This window comes from Alteromonas sp. DYW1 (assembly GCF_059752595.1).
Genome location: NZ_CM186038.1, coordinates 1,557,876 through 1,579,131, shown reverse-complemented (window position 1 = coordinate 1,579,131; position 21,256 = coordinate 1,557,876). Strand labels below are relative to the sequence as shown.

Genomic DNA, 21,256 nt, shown 5'->3' with positions numbered 1-21,256 from the left:
GCCCGGTCAATACCGGGCTTTTTTGTCCGTTTTTCACTTTAGGAAGACGTCGCTGGCTTATTCTTCTCCAGGGCTTTAAATTTGAACGTAAATTTATCCGCCTTCAGTCCAACTTTAACACTGCCACCGTTACTCAGTTCACCGAATAACAGTTCGTTCGCCAGTTCTTTCTTCAGGTGCTGCTGAATGACTCTGGCCATTGGACGAGCCCCCATGGCTTTATCGTATCCCAGTTCAGCCAAGTGGGCACGCGCCGCATTGCTGACTTCCAAGGAGACTCCCTTCGCATCCAGTTGCGCCTGCAATTCAATGATAAACTTATCAACCACTTGCAAGATAATATCTGGCTCTAAATGGTTGAACCAAATAATACCGTCTAAACGGTTACGAAATTCTGGTGAAAAGATTTTGTTGATCTCACTCAACGCATCATGGCTGTGATCTTGCTGCTTAAAGCCGATTGACTTGCGCACAGTTTCTTGTACACCAGCATTAGTCGTCATGACCAGCACGACATTACGGAAGTCAACCTTGCGTCCATTGTTGTCAGTCAAAGTGCCATGATCCATTACTTGCAACAAGATATTGTAGATATCACTGTGCGCTTTCTCTAGTTCATCAAGCAGTACAACTGAATACGGATTTTTGATCACGGCATCGGTCAATAGCCCACCTTGATCAAAGCCCACATAACCGGGTGGTGCACCAATCAGACGACTCACCGAGTGACGCTCCATATACTCAGACATATCAAAGCGAATAAGCTCCACGCCCATGATCTTAGCCAATTGTTGAGTAACTTCTGTTTTACCCACCCCTGTTGGACCAGCAAATAAGAAACTACCGGTTGGCTTTTGCTCATTTCCTAAACCCGAACGGGATAAATGGATCGCATCCGTTAATGTCTCGATGGCATTGTCTTGTCCAAACACCACCATCTTCAGGTTGCGACTTAGGTTCTTAAGTACTTCTTTGTCTGACGCCGATACAGATTTTTCCGGGATCCGCGCAATCTTCGCAATCACATGCTCGATATCGCCCACACCAATCGTTTTTTTACGTTTAGATTGTGGTAATAAACGCTGGCTGGCACCCGCTTCATCCATCACATCAATCGCTTTGTCTGGCAAGTGACGTTCATTGATATACTTAGCAGATAGCTCCGAGGCTGCCTGTATTGCCTTGTTGGTAAAGCGCACATTATGGTGTGCTTCATAGCGCGATTTTAAGCCCATCAAAATTTTTGTGGTGTCAGCTACACTGGGCTCCACAATATCGACTTTCTGGAAGCGTCGTGCGAGCGCCCTGTCCTTCTCAAAAATACCCTGATATTCCTGATAGGTGGTTGAACCAATACAGCGCAATTCACCGCTGGACAACTTCGGCTTAAGCAGATTTGACGCATCCATTACCCCACCGGATGCAGCGCCTGCCCCGATAATCGTATGGATTTCATCAATAAACAAAATTGCATGCTCGTCTTTACTTAGCTCTTTTAAAATGGCTTTTAAACGCTTTTCAAAATCACCACGATACTTAGTACCTGCGAGCAAGCCGCCTAAATCTAGTGAATACACCGTGCTTTCGGCGATAACATCTGGCACCTGTTTGTTTACAATACGATAAGCGAGACCTTCTGCGATTGCGGTTTTACCAACACCCGCTTCACCGACTAACAGTGGGTTATTCTTGCGACGTCGACATAAGATTTGAATCGTGCGTTCTAATTCACTGTCTCGCCCAATCAGCGGATCAATTTTGCCCTCTCTAGCACTTTCATTGAGATTACTGGCAAATTTATACAATGCTGATTGGTTTTCCTCACCCTCTGCGCCTTCTTCAGTCGACTCAGTGGTGCCCGGACTATCGTCATCCGCCTTGCTTACACCGTGACTAATAAAGTTAACCACGTCGAGGCGCGTCACATCGGCCTTTTTCAGGATATACACTGCTTGCGATTCTTGTTCGCTGAAAATTGCCACCAACACGTTAGCGCCTGTGACTTCTTCTTTTCCTGAGGATTGCACATGAAACACGGCGCGTTGCAATACGCGCTGGAAACCGAGAGTGGGTTGGGTTTCTCGCTCATTCTCATCATCTTCGAGGATCAATGGCGTAGTATCTTTCACAAACTCAGTAAGTTCGTTACGAATAATATCAATGTCTGCACCGCAGGCTTTCAGTGCCTCTTGTGCTGCGGGGTTATCCATCAGTGCCAGCAATAGATGCTCGACCGTCATGAACTCATGACGGTGTTCTCTGGCGAATACAAAAGCAGTGTTTAAGGTCTGCTCTAAATCTTTATTTAACATACTTCCCCCAAAAATACTTACGCGGGCTCCATGGAGCACATCAATGGGTGCTGGTGTTTACGCGCATATTGATTAACCTGCATGACTTTCGTCTCTGCAATTTCAGCAGTATAAACACCACATACTGCCTTCCCCCGATAATGAACCGTCAACATTAGTTGATTGGCCTTCTCACTGTCCATGTTGAAAAATTTTCTCAACACCTCAACGACGAAATCCATTGGCGTATAGTCATCATTATTAAGCAATACCTTATACATCGGCGGCGGCTGAGCTTTCTTGCGCACATCTTCCAGATGCTTTTGCTTATCAATACTGATGGTGTTGTCTTTACTCATACTTTAATAATAGTCACAGATTTGAAATTTTAAGAAACATTTGTTTCAGCGATTTTTACCTAATCGCCTTGACATATCATGGTTAAAATATCTACAGTTTAAGAGTGGTAATGTGAAGTGACGCACATTTCCCGCTTCTCTACTTCATTGTGGGGTCTAAAAAGTTGGAGTTCAAGGATTAAGAGGAAGTTGATGTATGGCAGTTGGTAAGGTTAAGTGGTTTAACAACGCGAAAGGGTTCGGTTTTATTGTGCCGGAAGATGGCGGCGATGACATCTTTGCACATTACTCAACGATTCAAATGGAAGGTTACCGTTCTCTAAAAGCAGGTCAAGAAGTAACGTTTGATATTCAGGAGGGCCCGAAAGGTCTCCATGCGGAAAATATCGATGTCCCGGATAAATCGGAACGCTAAAGGTTACAAAAAAGCCCGGTTTCCCGGGCTTTTTTATTACTTATTAATCTTTCAACTACACACCTGCAAGCGCATCACGGAGTAATTGACTTGGTGACATTGCTTTGCTGACTTTGCTTTCGTCAGGCATATAGTATCCGCCGATATCAATTGGCTGACCTTGCGTGGCATCAATTTCTGCCAAAATTTCTGTTTCTTTTTCCGCCAGAACCTTAGCCAGCTTTGAGAAGTGCTCGGCCATACTAGCGTTTTCTTGCTGTGCAGCAAGCGCTTCCGCCCAGTACATTGCAAGATAGAAATGGCTACCACGATTATCTAGTTCACCCGCCCGACGCAAGGGAGACTTGCCTTCATTGAGTAATTTTTCCGTAGCTTGGTCAAGCGTCTTGGCCAAAATTCGCGCATTCGCATTATCATTTTTAATCGCTACATCTTCCAATGATACCGCCAACGCTAGAAATTCACCGAGAGAATCCCAACGCAAATGGCCCTCTTCCACAAACTGCTGCACATGCTTAGGTGCTGAACCGCCTGCACCGGTTTCAAACAGGCCACCACCCGCCATCAGTGGCACGATTGAGAGCATTTTAGCGCTGGTGCCTAATTCAAGAATTGGGAACAAATCAGTCAGATAATCCCGCAATACGTTCCCAGTAACTGAAATCGTATCTAAACCACGGATAGCACGCTCCATACTGTAACGGATAGCGCGCACTGGCGACATAATCTGGATATCCAAGCCTGTCGTGTCGTGATCTTTCAGGTATCTTTCTACTTTCTTGATTAATTGCGCATCATGGGCGCGTTCATCGTCTAACCAAAATACTGCTGGCATACCACTTTGACGTGAGCGGGTTACCGCCAACTTGACCCAATCCTGGATCGGCGCATCTTTAGCCTGACACATACGCCAGATATCGCCCTCTTCGACTTGGTGCTCGATCAATACGTTTTCATCTTGATCAATAATGCGCACGGTTCCATCAGCTTCAAGTTCGAAAGTCTTATCGTGCGAGCCGTATTCTTCGGCTTTCTGTGCCATTAAGCCCACATTGGGAACCGTACCCATGGTTGTAGGGTCGAACGCACCGTGCGTTTTACAGAAGTTAATCACCTCTTGGTAAATCGTTGCATAAGTACTTTCAGGGATCACCGCTTTAGTGTCTTTAGGCTTACCATCTGGCCCCCACATTTGACCCGAGTTACGGATCATGGCTGGCATCGAGGCATCAACGATAACGTCACTAGGTACGTGTAAGTTAGAAATACCTTTGTCTGAATTCACCATGGCAAGTAATGGACGATCGGCATAGCATTTGTTGATGTCACGCTCGATCTCAGAGCGTTGTGACTCTGGTAACGTTGAAATCTTGTCATATACGCTACCCAACCCGTTGTTAGGATTTACGCCTAGCTCATCGAATAGCTCACCGTATTTTTCAAACAGATCTTTGTAAAAGACTTTAACGCAATGTCCGAACACGATCGGGTGCGACACCTTCATCATGGTTGCTTTAACGTGTAATGAAAACAGCACTCCGGTCTGACGCGCATCTTCAATTTGCTCTTCAAAGAACTTGCACAGTGCTTTCTTACTCATAAACATGCCGTCAATGACTTCACCCGCCAACAAATCAACCCGCGGCTTTAGCACTTTTTTGTTGCCGTTCTTATCTTCGAATTCAATGCGTACATGACCGGCTTTCTCGACCGTTAATGACTTCTCACCTGAATAAAAATCACCGCCGCGCATGTGCGCTACGTGGGTTTGTGAAGCCTGGCTCCAAGCCCCCATGGAGTGCGGGTGTTTCTTGGCATAATTTTTAACTGCGGTTGGCGCACGGCGATCAGAGTTGCCTTCGCGCAATACGGGGTTTACAGCACTGCCTAATACTTTGCCGTAGCGCTCTTTGATTTTCTTTTCTTCATCGGTTTTCGGATCTTCTGGGAAATTCGGTACTGCATAGCCTTTCCCTTGTAACTCTTTAATCGCGGCACGTAGCTGCGGGATAGAAGCACTAATATTGGGCAATTTTATAATGTTAGTGTCTGGGTGTTGGGTCAATTCGCCAAGTTCAGCTAACGCATCCGTAATACGTTGAGATTCCTCTAAGTATTCAGGAAAACTGGCTAAGATGCGCCCTGCCAGTGATATGTCACTGAGTTCAACGTCGATATCTGCAGTACCCGCGAAGGCTTTTATGATCGGGAGTAATGAATACGTCGCTAAGAGTGGCGCCTCATCCGTTTTCGTGTAGATGATTTTAGACTTTGATGTGGTCATTCTGAACCTCTTCAACTTGGCTCGTTGAGCCGATTAATTAAGAAATGCTTAAACGCTCAATTGTATATGGGCATATGCAAGATATACAAGTCATACCATTGTCGTATAAAGCATTTTTGATCAATGCTCGCTTCGCGTATGATGTCCTTTCAAGAAAAAAGCAGGTCACCATGCGCAAACTATCCAATAACTCTAGACAAGTTGTTCTATTTAACAAGCCATTTGATGTCCTGTCACAGTTTACCGATGACCAACAACGGCAGACCCTTAAAAACTATATCAATATTCCAGGCGTATATCCGGCAGGACGCTTGGATCGTGACTCAGAGGGATTATTGTTACTGACCAATGATGGCAAACTGCAGCATAAGCTCAGTCATCCTTCGCGCAAGACATCCAAGACCTATTGGGCACAGGTTGAAGGTGTTCCCGATTCTGCCAGCTTAACCGCCTTTGCAACCGGGCTGGAATTAAAGGATGGTCTAACGGCACCGGCTAAAATCCAAGTGATAGAACAACCCCACATATTGTGGCCGCGCACGCCCCCCATCCGCGAGCGTAAGAACATTCCAACCAGCTGGCTAGCGATAACCTTAACCGAAGGCAAAAATCGTCAAGTTAGGCGCATGACCGCACATATCGGCTATCCTACCTTGCGCCTAATCCGCTATCGGATTGGTAATTGGACCCTCGATGGGCTAATGAGCGGTGAATACCGGCAAATTATGCTGTAACAGTATCGAATTAGGGCGTGGCTTCTGCTAAAATTCGCGCCTTTCATTTTTAGCCTATAGGTAGTCATGTCAGAGTACACTCTTCCTTGTCCAATACCGGCTGCAGATGTTGCAGAGCCGCACACCAAAAAAGTCATTGTTGGTATGTCTGGCGGTGTGGACTCTTCCGTTTCAGCTTTCGTTCTGCAGCAACAAGGTTATCAGGTCGAAGGCGTTTTTATGAAGAACTGGGAAGAAGACGACAATGATGAGTATTGTGCCGCGGCTGAAGACCTCGCTGACGCACAAGCCGTGGCTGATAAGCTCGGTATTCATCTACATACGATTAATTTTGCTGCCGAGTATTGGGATAATGTATTTGAATACTTCTTAGCAGAATATAAAGCCGGCAGAACCCCTAATCCGGATATTATGTGCAATAAGGAAATCAAGTTTAAAGCCTTTCTGGAGTTTGCTGCCGAAGACTTAGGCGCTGATTTCATTGCCACTGGACATTATGTGAGAAGGCGTATCGTTGATGGTAAATATCAACTCTTGCGCGGAATGGATGACAATAAAGATCAGAGTTACTTTCTCTATACCCTGAGCCATGAACATGTGGCGAAAACCCTTTTCCCGATTGGTGATATCGAAAAACCACAAGTGCGAGAAATCGCTGCAGCAATTGGCTTAATCACGCATGATAAGAAAGACAGTACGGGCATCTGTTTTATCGGTGAACGTAAATTCAGCGATTTCTTAAGTCAGTATTTACCGGCGCAACCGGGGCCAATTGTCAGCGCTGAAGGTGAGCATTTAGGCGAGCATCAAGGACTGATGTACCATACGTTAGGTCAACGCAAAGGGCTGCACATTGGTGGACTGCGCGACCACGGTGATGAACCCTGGTACGTGGTAGACAAAGATGTTGCCAATAATACCTTAATTGTTGGCCAAGGCGCGGATCACCCGCGGTTATTTTCTAATGGGTTAATTGCCAAACAATTGCACTGGGTTGATCGCCAAGGGTTAAATGACGCCATCCGAGTGACGGTAAAAACACGGTATCGCCAACAGGATATACCAGCAACGTTAACCCCTCTGTCCGATGGTGATATTCAAGTCATGTTTGATCGCCCACAAAAAGCCGTCACACCCGGTCAATCCGTGGTTATTTATCAACAAGAAGTCTGCCTTGGTGGCGGCATTATAGAGAGTTATATTCGATAAATGTTAGTCCCTGCAATTGAACAACAACTCGCCCTCGCTGGGGTCTGTCAAGCCGCTGCGCTGGTCCAACGCATAGCCCGCCATGGCGAATTTGATCACAAAGCGGCCGAAGCCAGCTTATCCAGTATTTTGGTCACTAACCCAGAAAATCCGCAGCAGGTTTTCGGTGCGCTGGATAATCTCAAACTAGGCTTTGAGACTATTGTTGCACAGTTACATAATCAGCCCGGCAATAAAGACGCAGAATTAACGCGCTACATTGCTAGCATCTTAGGTCTAGAACGCAAATTAGCTAAGAACAGGCGAGCAATGGCACAGTTAGGCGAGCGTATTTCGCATGTCCAGCGCCAACTCAATCATGTTGAGTTTGACAATCATCAAATCATTGCGTCTCTCGCCAGCATTTATACCGATATTGTTAGCCCACTTGCTCCGCGTATTCAGATCGCCGGTCAGCAACAACATTTAAGTCAACCGCTCAATCAACAACGCGTCAGAGCACTGTTATTGGCTGGTGTACGCGCAGCTGTTATGTGGCGTCAAATGGGCGGCAAGCGCCGCAATATATTATTTAAACGTAAAACTATCATCGCGGCAGCCCAGCAGGCGCTACGTATAATCAACTGAATCGGAGTCGACATTGAATATTTCAACACTAACCGCAATTTCACCAATTGATGGTCGTTACGCCAGCAAAACCTCAGCGTTACACAGCATATTCAGTGAATTTGGTTTACTTAAGTATCGCGTTATCGTCGAAGTCCGCTGGTTGCAAATGCTCTCTTCATTAGACGGGATCGCAGAAGTCCCTGCGTTTTCAGCTGCAGGCAACGCGCATTTAGACGCGATTGTTGAAAACTTTTCCGTCAGTGATGCCGAGCGGATTAAAGAAATCGAGAAAACCACCAATCACGATGTTAAAGCGGTGGAATATTTTCTCAAAGAACAGGTTGAATCAGTACCTGAGTTAGCCGCGGTCACCGAGTTTATTCACTTTGCTTGTACCTCCGAAGATATCAATAACTTATCGCATGCACTCATGCTTGAGGAAGCTCGTCGCACAGTAGTTTTACCGATGCTGGATAATATCATTGAGCAAATGCAGGCGCTGAGCAAAGACTTAACCCCCGTTGCAATGATGGCACGCACCCATGGCCAGCCAGCCTCACCGACGACCATGGGTAAAGAATTCGCCAATGTAAGCTATCGTTTGCAGCGTCAACGCAAGCAAATTGCTGAGGTTGCAATATTAGGCAAAATTAACGGTGCGGTGGGTAACTACAACGCGCACTTGTCTGCGTATCCTGAAATTAATTGGCATGCCGTCGCTGAGCAATTTGTAACGCGCTTGGGAATCGAGTGGAATCCATACACAACACAAATTGAACCGCATGATTATATTGCCGAACTGTTCGATGCAATTGCCCGTTTCAACACAATTTTACTAGACTTCGACCGTGACGTTTGGGGTTATATTGCGCTTGGACACTTCAAACAGAAAACCGTTGCCGGTGAAATCGGTTCATCAACCATGCCGCATAAAGTCAACCCCATTGATTTTGAAAATTCAGAAGGCAATTTAGGGCTAGCTAATGCCCTATTCTCCCACTTAGCTGCCAAGTTACCGGTCTCGCGTTGGCAACGGGATCTTACTGATTCAACCGTACTGCGGAACCTTGGGGTTGGTTTAGGTTATTCGTTAATCGCCTATCAAGCCACGCTTAAAGGCATGAGTAAGCTTGAAGTTAATACGCAAAGCCTGTTGGATGAACTTAATGATAACTGGGAGTTATTGGCTGAACCAATCCAAACGGTAATGCGTCGCTACGGTATCGAAAAACCCTACGAAAAGCTCAAAGAACTCACTCGCGGTAAAAAAGTCAATGCACAAATTATCGCTGACTTTATTGATGCGCTTGAATTGCCAGAAACTGCGAAAGCTGAGCTCAAAGCTTTAACCCCAGCGAATTACATCGGTGATGCAATTAGACTATCCGAACAGTTACCACGCTAGCACCAAATAACTATCCTTAGCTAACTCTTGTTAGCTAAGGATAGTTCATGCTCGATTCAGTAAACCAAGCGCTCCGTTCGCTAGCGCTGCGCCCCTTTCGCAGAGCCATTCTACAACTTAAAGCAGCCTGGCTATCCCATACAGGTTCAGGGTTGGTCGTTGTTACGCTATTAATTTTTGCTTTGCAAATTCTAACCTTACTAAGGGCTGACGCCGCCATGCCTGAACTATGGCTAATCCATACGCTGTTTTACTTATGTACATTTATTACACTATTTGCCTACCGATTAATGACACAAAATCGCCGTTCTGCTCAATGGTTTTGGCAAATCACTCTCGCTAGCGCTTTCTGTATCGCTGAGTGGCAGCTACTGCATGTTCACTTCGCCCTTGGTAATCTTGCCACTGTGGCATTAACGTTGAACAATTGCCTACTACTTTTACTACTAAGCGCTTATTCTGCCATTTACTTACAAAATAACACGCGCAGTGCGCCGAATCGGCGCAAGCAATCTTCTCGGCAGCTAATCCCCAATAATTGGAACAGCCAGAGCGCGGCTTACGAAACCGTGAACATGTATCAAGAACTACATAACGTTACGGTTATGTTTATAGATATGAGCAACTTTTGTAACCTGGTCGATCGGCTGAACGCGAGTGAGCAACACGCCATGCTGCACCAGTTTTATTGCGAATTTGACCGCGTAGTGCATAGTCTTGGTTTATATCGCATCAAAACCAACGGCGACGAATATATTGTCGCTGGTGGCGTGACGCGTTCAGGCATTGATGCACTCCAAAGCACCAAAGTCCCACAAAATGCCCTGTCGCTATGCAACGCCGCATTGGCCATACGTAGCTACTTTAATAAAACCATTACGGCTTACACCGACAGCTGCCAATTACGTATTGGGATTGCCACTGGCGACGTCGTTGCCGGCCGAATTGGTCGCAAAGCAGTGGGCTTCGATTTGTGGGGTAAACCGATGCTACTGGCCTCACGGTTGGAAAGTAGTTGTATACCTGATCACATCCAGATTTGCCCTACAACCTATCACCAAATCAAGTCAGAACTTGTGGCAACCCGAAGAGGTGCACAGGCGCTAAAGGGGTTAGGTATTGTGACCTGCTACTGGTTGCTGGCGCAATCATCGCCTCATAGGACAAAACAAGAAACGGATGTCAAAGCAAATAGTGAGTCACTGTGATAATCTCATTTTTTAATTAATAAACGATTAATATACCCCAGTGATCCGAACTGACTTCAATATCGCCGACTTTTTGGCCAACTATTGGCAACAAAAACCCTGCTTGATACGTGGCTTAATACCCAAATTTATCGATCCTATAGACGAACATGATCTTGCTGGATTAAGCCAAGAGGAACATGTTGATAGCCGTATTGTTAGCTTACTCGACAATGGTGAATGGCATTCTCAATCAGGTCCATTTGTGGACTTTGACAACGTATTAAAGGGTAAATGGAGTTTATTAGTTCAGGCCACTGACCGAGATTTTCCAAGTGTTGATGCTCTCGCGCAGGCATTTGATTTTATTCCCTACTGGCGTTCTGACGATGTAATGATCAGTTACAGTGTACCGGGCGCGGGTGTGGGGGCGCATGTGGATCAGTACGATGTTTTTTTAATCCAGGGCAAAGGGCAACGGCGTTGGCAAGTAGGTAAGCCAACCAGCACACCGGAAGTTATTAATAATGGTTTACGCCACGTACCACCTTTTAGCGCGACCATCGACTGTATTTGTGAACCCGGCGATGTGCTTTACATCCCGCCCAATTGGCCGCACAAAGGTGAAACTTTAGTCGCTGCTATGACGTATTCTGTTGGTTACCGCGCGCCAGATAATGAGCTGTTGTTTGCCGCGATTGTAGACGGGCTAATGCAACAAACAATTGCTAATCAGCGTTATCAGGATCCGCAGCCTTCTTTTGCTTCTCTGCCCGCGCAGATATCGGAGTTTGAGCTTGATCGTCTAAAGCAGCAACTATGCGATACGATTCATTCGAATGCCGTTACCGATGTTTTGATCGCAGCGCTCAGCGCGCAGCATATTGAAACTGACGGTGAAGACTGCTCACCGGAAGAAATAATCCAATTGTTGCCTGATGGATTAAGATTAAATCGCCGCGAAGGATTGCGACCACTTTATGCCAATACGCAATCAGGCCACCATTTCACCTTCTTTGTTGACGGCGATAAAATGACCACCGCAGAGCCGCTGCGCCCCATTATAGAGCCTCTATTAAATCAGGCGCAGCATGTAATCTATCCCACGGGAGAAGTAGAACTCGACCACGAGTTAGCTCGGCTAATTTGTGCATTAATTAGTAACGGTTATTATTATCTCGATTAACGCTAGCTCTGTTTTATGTCTAGTCATGCACTACTGCTGTTGCCACAGACGATCCTGACTTTCAAGTTCAAAGAGATTTTCTGCGCGCGCTTCTAGCAAGGTCGCATAATCAAGCTGGGTTTTATCATGTGTGACTTGCAAGCGGATATTTTCAGCTTGTAGTTGCCACTTGAGGGCAAAGTGTTTTAATGCCGCCCTGGCATTATCTGCCACTGAAGCGGGTATAAAATCAACCGGTAGGTCACCGCTAACCACCCACAATTGTTTGCTATCACTGGTGTTGATTTTCCAAACCGCAATCAAAGGCGCTAAATAACGGCTTTCTTCAGCAACCACAGATTCGAACAACAATCCATTTTCAGCCAAATGCTTATTGGCTTTTTGAAATTGCTCTTTCGCCCATTCACCGAGTTGTTGTTGGTTTTGTGGTGTTTGTTGTTGCATAACTATCCTATTGTTTGTTGACGCAAGTGTTGTGCTAATACTTGCAATGGATGAAGCGGTTTAAAGTCGGCAAAGCGACCCACCTGACTGCGACAGGAATAGCCCGTCGCTAAAATGGTTTCGGGATTCGCATTGTTCACAACCGGAGCCCAACTTAATTCGTATATACCTTGGCTATTCGCGAGGTTTTGTTGTTCGTGGCCATAGGTTCCTGCCATCCCACAACACCCAACGGGCGTTGCAGTTAGGGTTAAACCCAGCTGGCTAAAAATTTCCGCCCACAGACGTTCAGACGCTGGTAGTGCGGTTTTCTCAGTGCAGTGACTGAGTAATCGATAAGTGACGGCTGGCGATTGCGGTTTAATACTAGCAATATTGCACTGCTCTATGGCATTTCTCAGCCATTCCTGCACCGTTAACACGGAGAAATCGCCGCGTTTGTCTTTAAGGATCTTGTTGTACTCATCGCGATAGCACAGCACTAGTGACGCATCTACGCCTACCATTGGAATGCCCAAGGTATAGAGCTGGTTTAACATGTTCGCAGTTTTTTGTGCGGTGCGGGCGAATCGATCTAAAAAACCTTTTACGTGCTGTGGTTTACCATTTGGGCTAAACGGCACTAGCACCGGCTTTAAACCAAGCGCCACAATCAGCTCAGCAAAGTGCGCAACGACTTCAGCATCATAAAACGAAGTAAAAGGATCCTGAATAATAAATACGTACTGACGGCGTTCGTCTGTGGACATGTGTGCAAAGCGCCTAAACTCATAACGCTCGCAGAGCGGCTCTGCGCGTTGTTTTAAATTAGGACTCGATAGTTTTGGCGTATCCACATAGCCAATGGTTTTCGTTAGTATCCACTGGGTCAGCCCATTGCCTTGCAACATGTTAAATAAACGTGGAAAGGCTGCCATTAACGGCGCTAGTACTTCAACATTGGCGACAAAATAGTCCTTTAGTGGGCGCATGTAGCGTTGATAATAAATGCTCAAGAACTTGGCCCTAAAGTCAGGCACATCAACTCCTACTGGGCACTGACTGGAACAGGATTTACAGGCTAGACAACCGTCCATGACTTCCAGTACTTCGTGCGAGAAATCTGCCTGTTTTGGGGTTTTGCGAGTATTCACCCAACGTTCCCACATTGAGGTACTGAATGTTTGCTGCTCCAACCGTTCAACGTCAACCCCTTGCTGCGCCAATAACCTTAACCATTCGCGGATCATTGTGGCGCGCCCTTTGGGACTGTGACGTCGATCACGCGTGATCTTGCTTGATGGGCACATTGGCGAAGTGACATCATAATTGAAACATAAGCCATTACCGTTACAGCTCATGGCCGGTTCAAAGGCTTGCTTAAACTGAATAGGGATCGTTCTGTCGAGGTGGCCTCGTTTCGGATCAGCGACTCGCACTAGTTCATCCGACGATTCAATGGGTGTGCATATTTTTCCCGGATTCATTTGGTTATGTGGGTCAAAGGCGGCTTTGATCTTACGCAATTCAGTGAACAGTTCCTCGCCAAAAAACGCGGGGCCATATTCACTGCGATACCCCTTACCGTGCTCGCCCCACATCAAACCGCCATATTTCGCCACCAAAGCCACAACTTGATCTGAAATTTGTAGCATCAATTTTTCTTGCTCTGGATCACACATATCCAGCGCTGGCCGCACGTGTAAAACCCCAGCATCGACATGTCCGAACATACCATAATGCAATTGATGGCTGTCCAGTAAGGCACGAAACTCCAAGATAAAATCCGCTAAGTTCTCAGGTGGGACAGCGGTATCTTCAGCGAACGCAATGGGTTTGCGCGCCCCTTTAGTTTTACCCAATAAGCCAACCGCTTTCTTGCGCATGGCATAAATTTTACTGATATCCGCACTGTTAAACGTTATCTGATAACCGATCACACCTGAGGTTTGCTGTTCAATAGCCGTGTCCAATGCGGTTGATAACGCCTGGATACGACTTGTAATTTCATCTTCTGACTCACTGTTGTACTCGACCATGTTGAGCCCGAGCATAATTTTGTTGGGCACATCACTAATTAAATCTTTGATACTTTCCCAAATAATGTCGGTGCGCGCGAGATCGAGGACATTGCTATCAACGGTCTCGACTGAAGTTGCCTCAGCGGCAACCATTGCCGGCGCATGCCGTAACGCAGACTCAAAGCTATCGTATTTAATGTTAACTAACGCCTTAAACGCAGGGATCGGAGTAATGTCGAGTTTTGCTTCGGCAATAAACGCCAATGAACCCTCTGAGCCTGTCAACAAACGGGTAATATCAACATGCGCTAACTCCTCGTCTACCGCATGTTCAAGATCATAGCCAGTAAGAAAGCGGTTTAAGCGCGGGAATTTAGCCAGTATCGCTTCTCGTTTCCCGACGCAAGAATCAACAACTTGGCGGTAGATGCGGCCAATTGTGTCGGTTGCCGCGCTCGTTTGTACATCAGCAAGGCTTTTAGGTGCGGTCTGCAGAACTTCACCGTTCGCTAAAACAGCGGTTAAGCTGAGCACATGATCACTGGTTTTACCATAAACGAGGGAGCCTTGCCCCGAAGCATCGGTATTGATCATACCGCCAAGGGTGGCACGATTACTGGTTGAGAGATCCGGTGAAAAAAAGAAACCATAAGGACGTAGAAAATCATTTAACGCGTCTTTGACAATGCCTGCCTGAACTTTGACCCAACGCTCCTCAACATTGATTTCCAATACCTGATTGAGGTAACGACTAATGTCAACAACGATACCGTGAGTGAGCGACTGCCCATTGGTTCCAGTGCCACCACCACGCGCCGAAAATTTAATAACCGGCATTGTATTAGCTAACTGACCAATACACTGTAAATCATCAACGCTGCGAGGGTAAACCACAGCCTGCGGCATCGCCTGATAAATCGAATTATCCGTTGCAACAGCTAAGCGACTGGAGTAGCTATGCTCAATATCCCCTGAAAACGCTGAACGACGTAAAGCATCTAAGTACGTCAAATACTCATTGGCGACACTACTTTCAGGTGGTACAACGGGCAATATCAAGCGACTGACTCCTTAAAATAAAGAGCGCAAAGTATACTAAAGCGCACAATGCTTTGCAGAACATTTTTAGCCAGTTTCGCGCTGAATTACGCAGAAAAAATATGCATTATTGTGCCCGCTGTACAAGAAATGGGTGTTTAGATTACAGATGTTCCGTAATTTAATAGTTTGAACTATTTCCCTATTCATAAAACCAGCGATTGAAGATACTGCATCAGTAAACGATAACGCTTTGTGTAAGCGAGCAACACTGCTGACATATTTATTAACACAATAGTACTTCAAAGATACGTCAGGGGTTTGCTATGGTCTAGGATTAAATTGGAGATGATATGTTAGCAAAAACCTTACGCACCACGATTGGCGGCAGTTTACTTGCCATCGGCGTAATCTTCACTATCGTACCTGGGTCAATTATATTGGTGCTAATCGGCTTGGTGTTACTCAGCATCGACCACGCGCTACCCAGACAGTGGTTACGCAAAGCCCAACACGGTATGACGGTGGGTGCACGTAAACTTGACGCTTGGCTGCTTAATCGGCGCTAGTCACGCGTTGAGAATAAGCTGCATACCACTGCGGGTACTCATCTATCGGCATGGGTTTAGCAAAATAATAGCCCTGCAGTAACGAGACCTGTTTATCGCGCAGGTAATTAACTTGTGCTTCAGTTTCAACCCCTTCTGCCACCGTCTGGTACTTAAATTCGCGTGCAATAAACAGCGATGCACGCACAATAACATCCTGAAAACTGTTCGTAGGATCCACAAACGCTTTGTCAATTTTTATGGTCGTTGCGGGTAAGCGTGTTAGCTGGGTAAAGTTTGAATATCCAGTACCGAAATCGTCAATGGACAAACCTACACCGAGCGCTCGGATCTCATTTAGTGTATGTAAAATATCCTGATGGTTTTCCATCAATGCAGTTTCAGTGATTTCTAGGTGCAAGCGTTGTGCTTGAAATCCGGTACGCGCCAATATTTGCTTTAAACGCACAAGAAATTGTTCGCTACTTAATTGTTTTGGGGATACGTTGACGGAGAGATGTTTGCTAGCAAGCAAGGGTTGCTGCAGCACTTCGACACAGCTCTGCTCCAACACCCAAAGTCCCAGTTCCAGTATAAAGCCCGTTTTCTCAGCTAATGGAATAAACTCATTGGGGCGTACCAGATCAGTGTAAAATTGCCAGCGTACCAACGCTTCTACGCCCCATAATTCACCGCTTTCTGCGTAGACTATCGGTTGATAAACCATAAACACTTGATGTTGTTTGATTGACTGCTTTAGTCCTGCAATGAGTTTTTGTTCTTGCACAACCTCTGATTTTAATTCGCTGTCATAAAACAAAAGTCCCTCACCTTGTTCACGCTTAAGCTTATACATGGCCACATCTGCTTTTTGCACCAAAATGCTCGGCGAGTCATCGTGTTCAGGAAACAGTGATATACCAATACTCGCATCTGTATTCAGCGAGTTCCCAGCAATATCAAGGGGCTCACTAACAACATCGAGTACGCGTTGAGCAAACTTCTGTACCCGTCCACGCTCGGCGAAAGGTAAAGCAATGACAAACTCATCGCCGCCCCAACGACACAAGAGCCCGGTTAACATGATTTGCTTTAAGCGGTTCGCAATCTCTTGAAGAACCAAATCACCTACGTGATGGCCCAAAGCATCATTAATCGCTTTAAAACCATTTAAATCAACAAACAAGATCGCCTGTTCATGCGCTTCCTTGAGTTCCGTCGATAGTGCTGTGGAAAATGCAGTGCGATTGAGCAGGTTTGTTAAAGGGTCTACATTGGAGAGCTTTTCTATCGCTTTTGTGCGTTTAAGGACCTTGTCTTCCAAGGTTAGGTTGGCTTCATCTAATTGCTGATTGGCTTGGCGTAATTGTGAGTAGGCTTTGGCCAATTCGTTACGCTCAGATTCAATTTGCCGTCGCAGGGTGACCTGTTGATTTTTGAATAATACCGATTGGCGCGTAATTTCGGCTGCGCGTCGACTGACATTGATCATCAGAAGCCAATAAATAAGCCCCAAAACCCCGACTTTGAATAATTCACCTTGTGAACTGGACAATGCAACAAGACTGATGGGCAGAAGCAAACATGTCGGGAACAGCAATGACAAATAACGGCTTGCAGATAACACAATGACTGCACCACCGGTCATCGAGCCTAGTGCTAGCAGAGTAAAATAGCGCTCCTCTAAACTTTGATAATTAAACAACACCACAGCACCGCTTGCCCACAACAAAGCAGTGCACGTAGCCAGACTCTTAAACCGCATTCTAGCGGCATTTGAAGCACCGATTTTGGCGGGATTGGCGCGCCAATACAGCCAATCGATTAGTCGCAATGTGAGGACAGTGCCCATAGCCCCCGCCAACAGAGTTCGTGCGTATGCAGGCGCCTCATTGGCAAAGAAAAAAATTAAGGAGAAATAAGTAATGGCAGTGATCAACACACCATTCAGCAAATGACGGTACAAATAACCAGTAAGTTCTAGCCGATCGAGCGTCAGATCTGTATCAGTCACTTGAGACGAAACATCTTTCATAAACGGGCAAAAGTTTTCTTTTCACCCTACACCAATCCACCCGTTTCGACAATCTTAAAACTAGCAGCATGTCTGATGCGCAAAGCACGCATAAAAAAGCCCCTTTGCAGGGGCTTGTTTAATTTATCGGCGGTGGTTGTTAACCATGTTTCTCGGCGAGATAAAGCCAAGTTTCGACCACAGTATCAGGGTTCAAAGACACACTATCAATGCCCTGCTCAACTAACCACGCTGCAAAATCTTCGTGGTCTGACGGACCCTGACCACAAATACCCACATATTTGCCGCGCGCCTTAGCCGCCTTAATTGCCATTGATAATAATGCTTTGACTGCCTCATTGCGTTCATCGAACAAATGCGCGATAACACCAGAGTCACGGTCGAGACCTAATGTTAATTGAGTCAGATCGTTAGAACCAATTGAGAATCCATCAAAGATATCCAAGAATTGATCAGCCAAGAGTGCATTTGACGGTAGCTCACACATCATGATCACGCGTAAACCATTTTCGCCTTGTTTCAAGCCCTGCTCAGCAAGTAACTCGATAACCTTTTGCCCTTCTTCCAAGGTTCGTACGAACGGGATCATGATTTCTACATTGGTCAAACCCATTTTATTTCGCACGCGTTTAATCGCTTCACACTCAAGCGCGAAACAATCACGGAAATCTTCTGAAATGTAGCGACTTGCACCACGGAAACCTAGCATTGGGTTTTCTTCGTCCGGCTCATACTGATACCCGCCGACTAAGTTAAAATATTCATTCGACTTAAAGTCAGACATACGCACAATCACCTTATTCGGTGAGAATGCAGCGCCAATAGTGGAAATACCCTCAACCAATTTTTCAATGTAAAACTCAACCGGTGATGCGTAACCTGCGATCATATCCGAGATTTCATCTTTCAAGTCATCAGGTTGGTCATCAAAATTAAGTAACGCTTTAGGATGCACGCCAATCATGCGATTGATGATAAATTCCAAACGCGCCAAGCCTACACCGGCATTGGGTAGACGCGCAAAATCAAACGCGCGGTCTGGATTGCCCACATTCATCATGACTTTCAAAGGTAAATCAGGCATCGCATCAATGCGAGAGGTTACTACGTCAAAATCTAACGCTTGGTTGTAGATATAACCCGTATCACCTTCAGCACATGATACAGTGACGGAATCACCCGTTATGATCGAATCTGTCGCGTTCGCACAGCCGACAACCGCGGGAATACCTAATTCACGCGCAATAATTGCTGCGTGACAAGTGCGTCCACCACGGTTAGTAACTATCGCTGCCGCTTTCTTCATGATCGGTTCCCAATCAGGGTCGGTCATGTCAGTGACTAACACATCGCCGGGCTGGATCTTGTCCATTTCTTCAATAGAAGCAAGTACTTTTGCTTGTCCAGAACCAATCTTATGGCCGATTGCGCGTCCTTCACAAACAATCGATGCTTGGCCTTTAAGCTGATAGCGTTCAATGACCTGCATGTCTTCGCGGCTACGCACTGTTTCAGGGCGTGCTTGAACGATATACAGTTTGCCATCTACACCGTCTTTCGCCCATTCGATGTCCATTGGGCGTTTATAATGCTGTTCAATAACCTGCGCTTGCTTGGCCAATTCCATTACTTCGTCATCCGACAAAGAGAATTGCATAGACTTGGCTTTTTCGATATCGACAATTTCCACCTGCTTGCCGTGCGCCATGTCTTCTGAATAGATCATCTGGGTTAGTTTACTCCCCAGGTTTCGACGCACGATGGCTGGATAGCCCGCGTTCATGGTTGGCTTGTGCACATAAAATTCATCCGGGTTTACCGCCCCTTGCACGACCATTTCGCCCAAACCATAAGAGCTAGTGATAAACACGACGTCGTCAAAACCGCTTTCAGTGTCAATGGTAAACATAACACCAGATGAAGCGATATCACTGCGCACCATACGCTGAATACCGGCAGACAGCGCTACGCCTTTATGGTCATATCCTTGATGCACACGATATGAAATGGCGCGGTCATTAAACAATGAGGCAAATACATGCTTGATCGCGACCATGACCGCGTCATAGCCTTTAACATTCAAAAAAGTTTCTTGCTGACCTGCAAATGAGGCATCAGGCATGTCTTCTGCTGTCGCGGAGGAGCGCACTGCGAACGAAGCTTGATCACCGGCATCGCCTTGCAAGGTTGTAAACGCTTCTTTAATTGCGTCTTCTAGTGCGGGTTGGAACGGTGTTTCGATAATCCAATCGCGAATGGTTTTGCCAGCTTCAGCCAGTGCGTTTACATCATCCACGTCAAGCGTGTCTAAGAGGTCGTGGATGCGCTTTTCAAGGCCGCTTTGTTCTAAAAATTCATTAAATGCTGAGGCAGTAGTCGCAAAACCGCCGGGCACCTGAACACCCGCATTAGCCAGGTTAGAAATCATTTCACCTAGAGAAGCGTTCTTGCCGCCTACTCTACCCACATCATGCATACCTAACTGCTGATACCAAAGTACGTACTCTTGCACTACTGAAGCCTCCGGCTATTTTTTTGCTAAATTTTAGGGTTTGTGTTTTTAGTACTGCTGCCTTACATTCTATTAAACTTTGCAGGCCTGCTTATTATTGGCAGCGATTTTAGAATGCTGTTGATATCAAAGTAAAATTTAATTTCCACCTGTAATAAATTTACAACAATGTTAAGGAGATGTTGTGCGCACTGCGTTTTATATTTCTGATGGTACAGCCATTACTTCTGAAGTGTTTGGCCATGCTTTACTGTCGCTTTTCCCGCTAAAACTCGAACATGTCACCATCCCTTTTGTTGAAACTGAAGAACAAGCTCACGAAGTATTAACAAAAATTTCTGAAAGTTTTCAAGAAAGTGGTGAGCGCCCTTTGGTGTTTTATACCATCGTAAACACCGAGGTACGTAAAATCATCGCCACCTCAGTGGGGATCAATTACAACTTTCTGGATCAATTTGTGGCGCCGCTTGAAAAAGTACTTGGCGTACCATCCAAACCCGAGAAGCATCGTACTCACAGCATTCATGAAACAACCTATGATATTCGGATTGAAGCTGTTAATTACGCGCTTGCTAACGATGATGGCTCGAATTTAAAAGACTATCACGAAGCCGACATTATTTTAGTTGGCGTATCACGCAGCGGTAAAACCCCAACCAGCCTATACCTTGCTTTACAGTACGGGATTAAAGCGGCGAACTATCCCTTCACCGAAGAGGATATGGGCGACATGCTGAAATTACCGCCCACACTGCGGCGCTTTAAGAACAAACTGTTTGGCTTAACTATTCAACCGGATCGACTCCATCAAATCCGTTCCGAGCGTCGTGCAAACAGCCGCTATGCGTCGATTCAGCAGTGCCGTATGGAATTGCGCGAAGTCGAAAACCTTTATCGCAAAGAAAAGATCCCGTTTTTAAATTCAACCAAGTACTCTATTGAGGAAATATCGGCTAAGATTTTAGCCACAACAGGCCTGCAGCGCCGTAAATACTAGGCT

At 45.9% G+C, this 21,256-nt stretch carries 16 protein-coding genes; 9 read left to right on the top strand and 7 right to left on the bottom strand.

The genetic code is table 11. The annotated features are described in order from the left end of the window. Window positions 1–38: 38 nt before the first annotated feature. A complete protein-coding gene (gene clpA, locus AC121Z_RS07010; protein WP_498127672.1) occupies window positions 39–2,312 on the bottom strand; it encodes an ATP-dependent Clp protease ATP-binding subunit ClpA in 2,274 nt (757 codons plus the stop codon). Between the two features lie 17 nt (window positions 2,313–2,329). Further along, window positions 2,330–2,650 (bottom strand): ATP-dependent Clp protease adapter ClpS, encoded by a 321-nt coding sequence (gene clpS / locus AC121Z_RS07005; RefSeq protein WP_100657072.1) that lies wholly within the window; start codon window positions 2,648–2,650, stop codon window positions 2,330–2,332. Window positions 2,651–2,846: 196 nt separating this feature from the next. On the opposite strand from clpS, the gene cspD reads away from it, so the two are divergent. Beyond that, window positions 2,847–3,065 carry a cold shock domain-containing protein CspD gene (gene cspD, locus AC121Z_RS07000; RefSeq protein ID WP_498127670.1) on the top strand — a complete coding sequence of 73 codons (219 nt, stop codon included), beginning with the start codon at window positions 2,847–2,849 and terminating at the stop codon, window positions 3,063–3,065. Between the two features lie 55 nt (window positions 3,066–3,120). On the opposite strand, the gene AC121Z_RS06995 is transcribed toward cspD, so the two are convergent. Then, window positions 3,121–5,349 (bottom strand): NADP-dependent isocitrate dehydrogenase, encoded by a 2,229-nt coding sequence (locus AC121Z_RS06995; RefSeq protein ID WP_498127669.1) that lies wholly within the window; start codon window positions 5,347–5,349, stop codon window positions 3,121–3,123. Between the two features lie 170 nt (window positions 5,350–5,519). On the opposite strand from AC121Z_RS06995, the gene AC121Z_RS06990 reads away from it, so the two are divergent. The 6 genes from AC121Z_RS06990 to AC121Z_RS06965 all read left to right on the top strand — a co-directional run bounded on the left by AC121Z_RS06990 (window position 5,520) and on the right by AC121Z_RS06965 (window position 11,679). After that, window positions 5,520–6,083, top strand: a complete 564-nt coding sequence (locus AC121Z_RS06990; RefSeq protein ID WP_498128172.1) for a pseudouridine synthase — start codon at window positions 5,520–5,522, stop codon at window positions 6,081–6,083. Between the two features lie 144 nt (window positions 6,084–6,227). After that, a complete protein-coding gene (gene mnmA, locus AC121Z_RS06985; RefSeq protein WP_498128171.1) occupies window positions 6,228–7,292 on the top strand; it encodes a tRNA 2-thiouridine(34) synthase MnmA in 1,065 nt (354 codons plus the stop codon). Next, window positions 7,293–7,919, top strand: a complete 627-nt coding sequence (hflD, locus tag AC121Z_RS06980) for a high frequency lysogenization protein HflD (protein WP_498127667.1) — start codon at window positions 7,293–7,295, stop codon at window positions 7,917–7,919. A gap of 13 nt (window positions 7,920–7,932) precedes the next feature. Then, window positions 7,933–9,306: an adenylosuccinate lyase gene (gene purB / locus AC121Z_RS06975; protein ID WP_498127665.1), complete on the top strand. Its 1,374-nt coding sequence runs from the start codon at window positions 7,933–7,935 to the stop codon at window positions 9,304–9,306. Between the two features lie 47 nt (window positions 9,307–9,353). Then, window positions 9,354–10,514 carry an adenylate/guanylate cyclase domain-containing protein gene (locus AC121Z_RS06970; protein WP_498127663.1) on the top strand — a complete coding sequence of 387 codons (1,161 nt, stop codon included), beginning with the start codon at window positions 9,354–9,356 and terminating at the stop codon, window positions 10,512–10,514. A 40-nt stretch (window positions 10,515–10,554) separates the two neighbouring features. Beyond that, window positions 10,555–11,679, top strand: coding sequence for a JmjC domain-containing protein (locus AC121Z_RS06965; protein WP_498127662.1), 1,125 nt, complete (start codon window positions 10,555–10,557; stop codon window positions 11,677–11,679). A gap of 30 nt (window positions 11,680–11,709) precedes the next feature. Here the strand turns inward: AC121Z_RS06965 and AC121Z_RS06960 are convergent, their stop codons facing one another. Both AC121Z_RS06960 and ydiJ read right to left on the bottom strand, forming a co-directional pair. Beyond that, window positions 11,710–12,123, bottom strand: a complete 414-nt coding sequence (locus tag AC121Z_RS06960) for a DUF4826 family protein (protein ID WP_498127660.1) — start codon at window positions 12,121–12,123, stop codon at window positions 11,710–11,712. A 2-nt stretch (window positions 12,124–12,125) separates the two neighbouring features. After that, window positions 12,126–15,179, bottom strand: coding sequence for a D-2-hydroxyglutarate dehydrogenase YdiJ (ydiJ, locus tag AC121Z_RS06955; RefSeq protein ID WP_498128170.1), 3,054 nt, complete (start codon window positions 15,177–15,179; stop codon window positions 12,126–12,128). 335 nt (window positions 15,180–15,514) lie between these two features. On the opposite strand from ydiJ, the gene AC121Z_RS06950 reads away from it, so the two are divergent. Next, window positions 15,515–15,730, top strand: coding sequence for a PGPGW domain-containing protein (locus tag AC121Z_RS06950; RefSeq protein ID WP_498127659.1), 216 nt, complete (start codon window positions 15,515–15,517; stop codon window positions 15,728–15,730). Here AC121Z_RS06950 and AC121Z_RS06945 read toward each other — a convergent pair. Continuing rightward, window positions 15,717–17,744: a putative bifunctional diguanylate cyclase/phosphodiesterase gene (locus tag AC121Z_RS06945; RefSeq protein WP_498127657.1), complete on the bottom strand. Its 2,028-nt coding sequence runs from the start codon at window positions 17,742–17,744 to the stop codon at window positions 15,717–15,719. The two genes, AC121Z_RS06950 and AC121Z_RS06945, sit on opposite strands and share 14 nt — an antisense overlap. Window positions 17,745–17,883: 139 nt before the next feature. After that, window positions 17,884–20,256: a phosphoenolpyruvate synthase gene (gene ppsA / locus AC121Z_RS06940; protein ID WP_498127655.1), complete on the bottom strand. Its 2,373-nt coding sequence runs from the start codon at window positions 20,254–20,256 to the stop codon at window positions 17,884–17,886. A 184-nt stretch (window positions 20,257–20,440) separates the two neighbouring features. On the opposite strand from ppsA, the gene ppsR reads away from it, so the two are divergent. Further along, a complete protein-coding gene (gene ppsR, locus AC121Z_RS06935; RefSeq protein ID WP_498127654.1) occupies window positions 20,441–21,253 on the top strand; it encodes a posphoenolpyruvate synthetase regulatory kinase/phosphorylase PpsR in 813 nt (270 codons plus the stop codon). Window positions 21,254–21,256 lie beyond the last annotated feature (3 nt).

Bases quoted from the DNA above. Each gene is read 5' to 3' on its own strand.
- AC121Z_RS06960 (WP_498127660.1), bottom strand. From the start codon at position 12,123: ATGCAACAACAAACACCACAAAACCAACAACAACTCGGTGAATGGGCG.
- AC121Z_RS06990 (WP_498128172.1), top strand. From the start codon at position 5,520: ATGCGCAAACTATCCAATAACTCTAGACAAGTTGTTCTATTTAACAAG.
- clpA (WP_498127672.1), bottom strand. From the start codon at position 2,312: ATGTTAAATAAAGATTTAGAGCAGACCTTAAACACTGCTTTTGTATTC.
- mnmA (WP_498128171.1), top strand. From the start codon at position 6,228: ATGTCTGGCGGTGTGGACTCTTCCGTTTCAGCTTTCGTTCTGCAGCAA.
- hflD (WP_498127667.1), top strand. From the start codon at position 7,293: ATGTTAGTCCCTGCAATTGAACAACAACTCGCCCTCGCTGGGGTCTGT.
- AC121Z_RS06945 (WP_498127657.1), bottom strand. From the start codon at position 17,744: ATGAAAGATGTTTCGTCTCAAGTGACTGATACAGATCTGACGCTCGAT.
- AC121Z_RS06995 (WP_498127669.1), bottom strand. From the start codon at position 5,349: ATGACCACATCAAAGTCTAAAATCATCTACACGAAAACGGATGAGGCG.
- clpS (WP_100657072.1), bottom strand. From the start codon at position 2,650: ATGAGTAAAGACAACACCATCAGTATTGATAAGCAAAAGCATCTGGAA.
- AC121Z_RS06970 (WP_498127663.1), top strand. From the start codon at position 9,354: ATGCTCGATTCAGTAAACCAAGCGCTCCGTTCGCTAGCGCTGCGCCCC.
- cspD (WP_498127670.1), top strand. From the start codon at position 2,847: ATGGCAGTTGGTAAGGTTAAGTGGTTTAACAACGCGAAAGGGTTCGGT.
- AC121Z_RS06950 (WP_498127659.1), top strand. From the start codon at position 15,515: ATGTTAGCAAAAACCTTACGCACCACGATTGGCGGCAGTTTACTTGCC.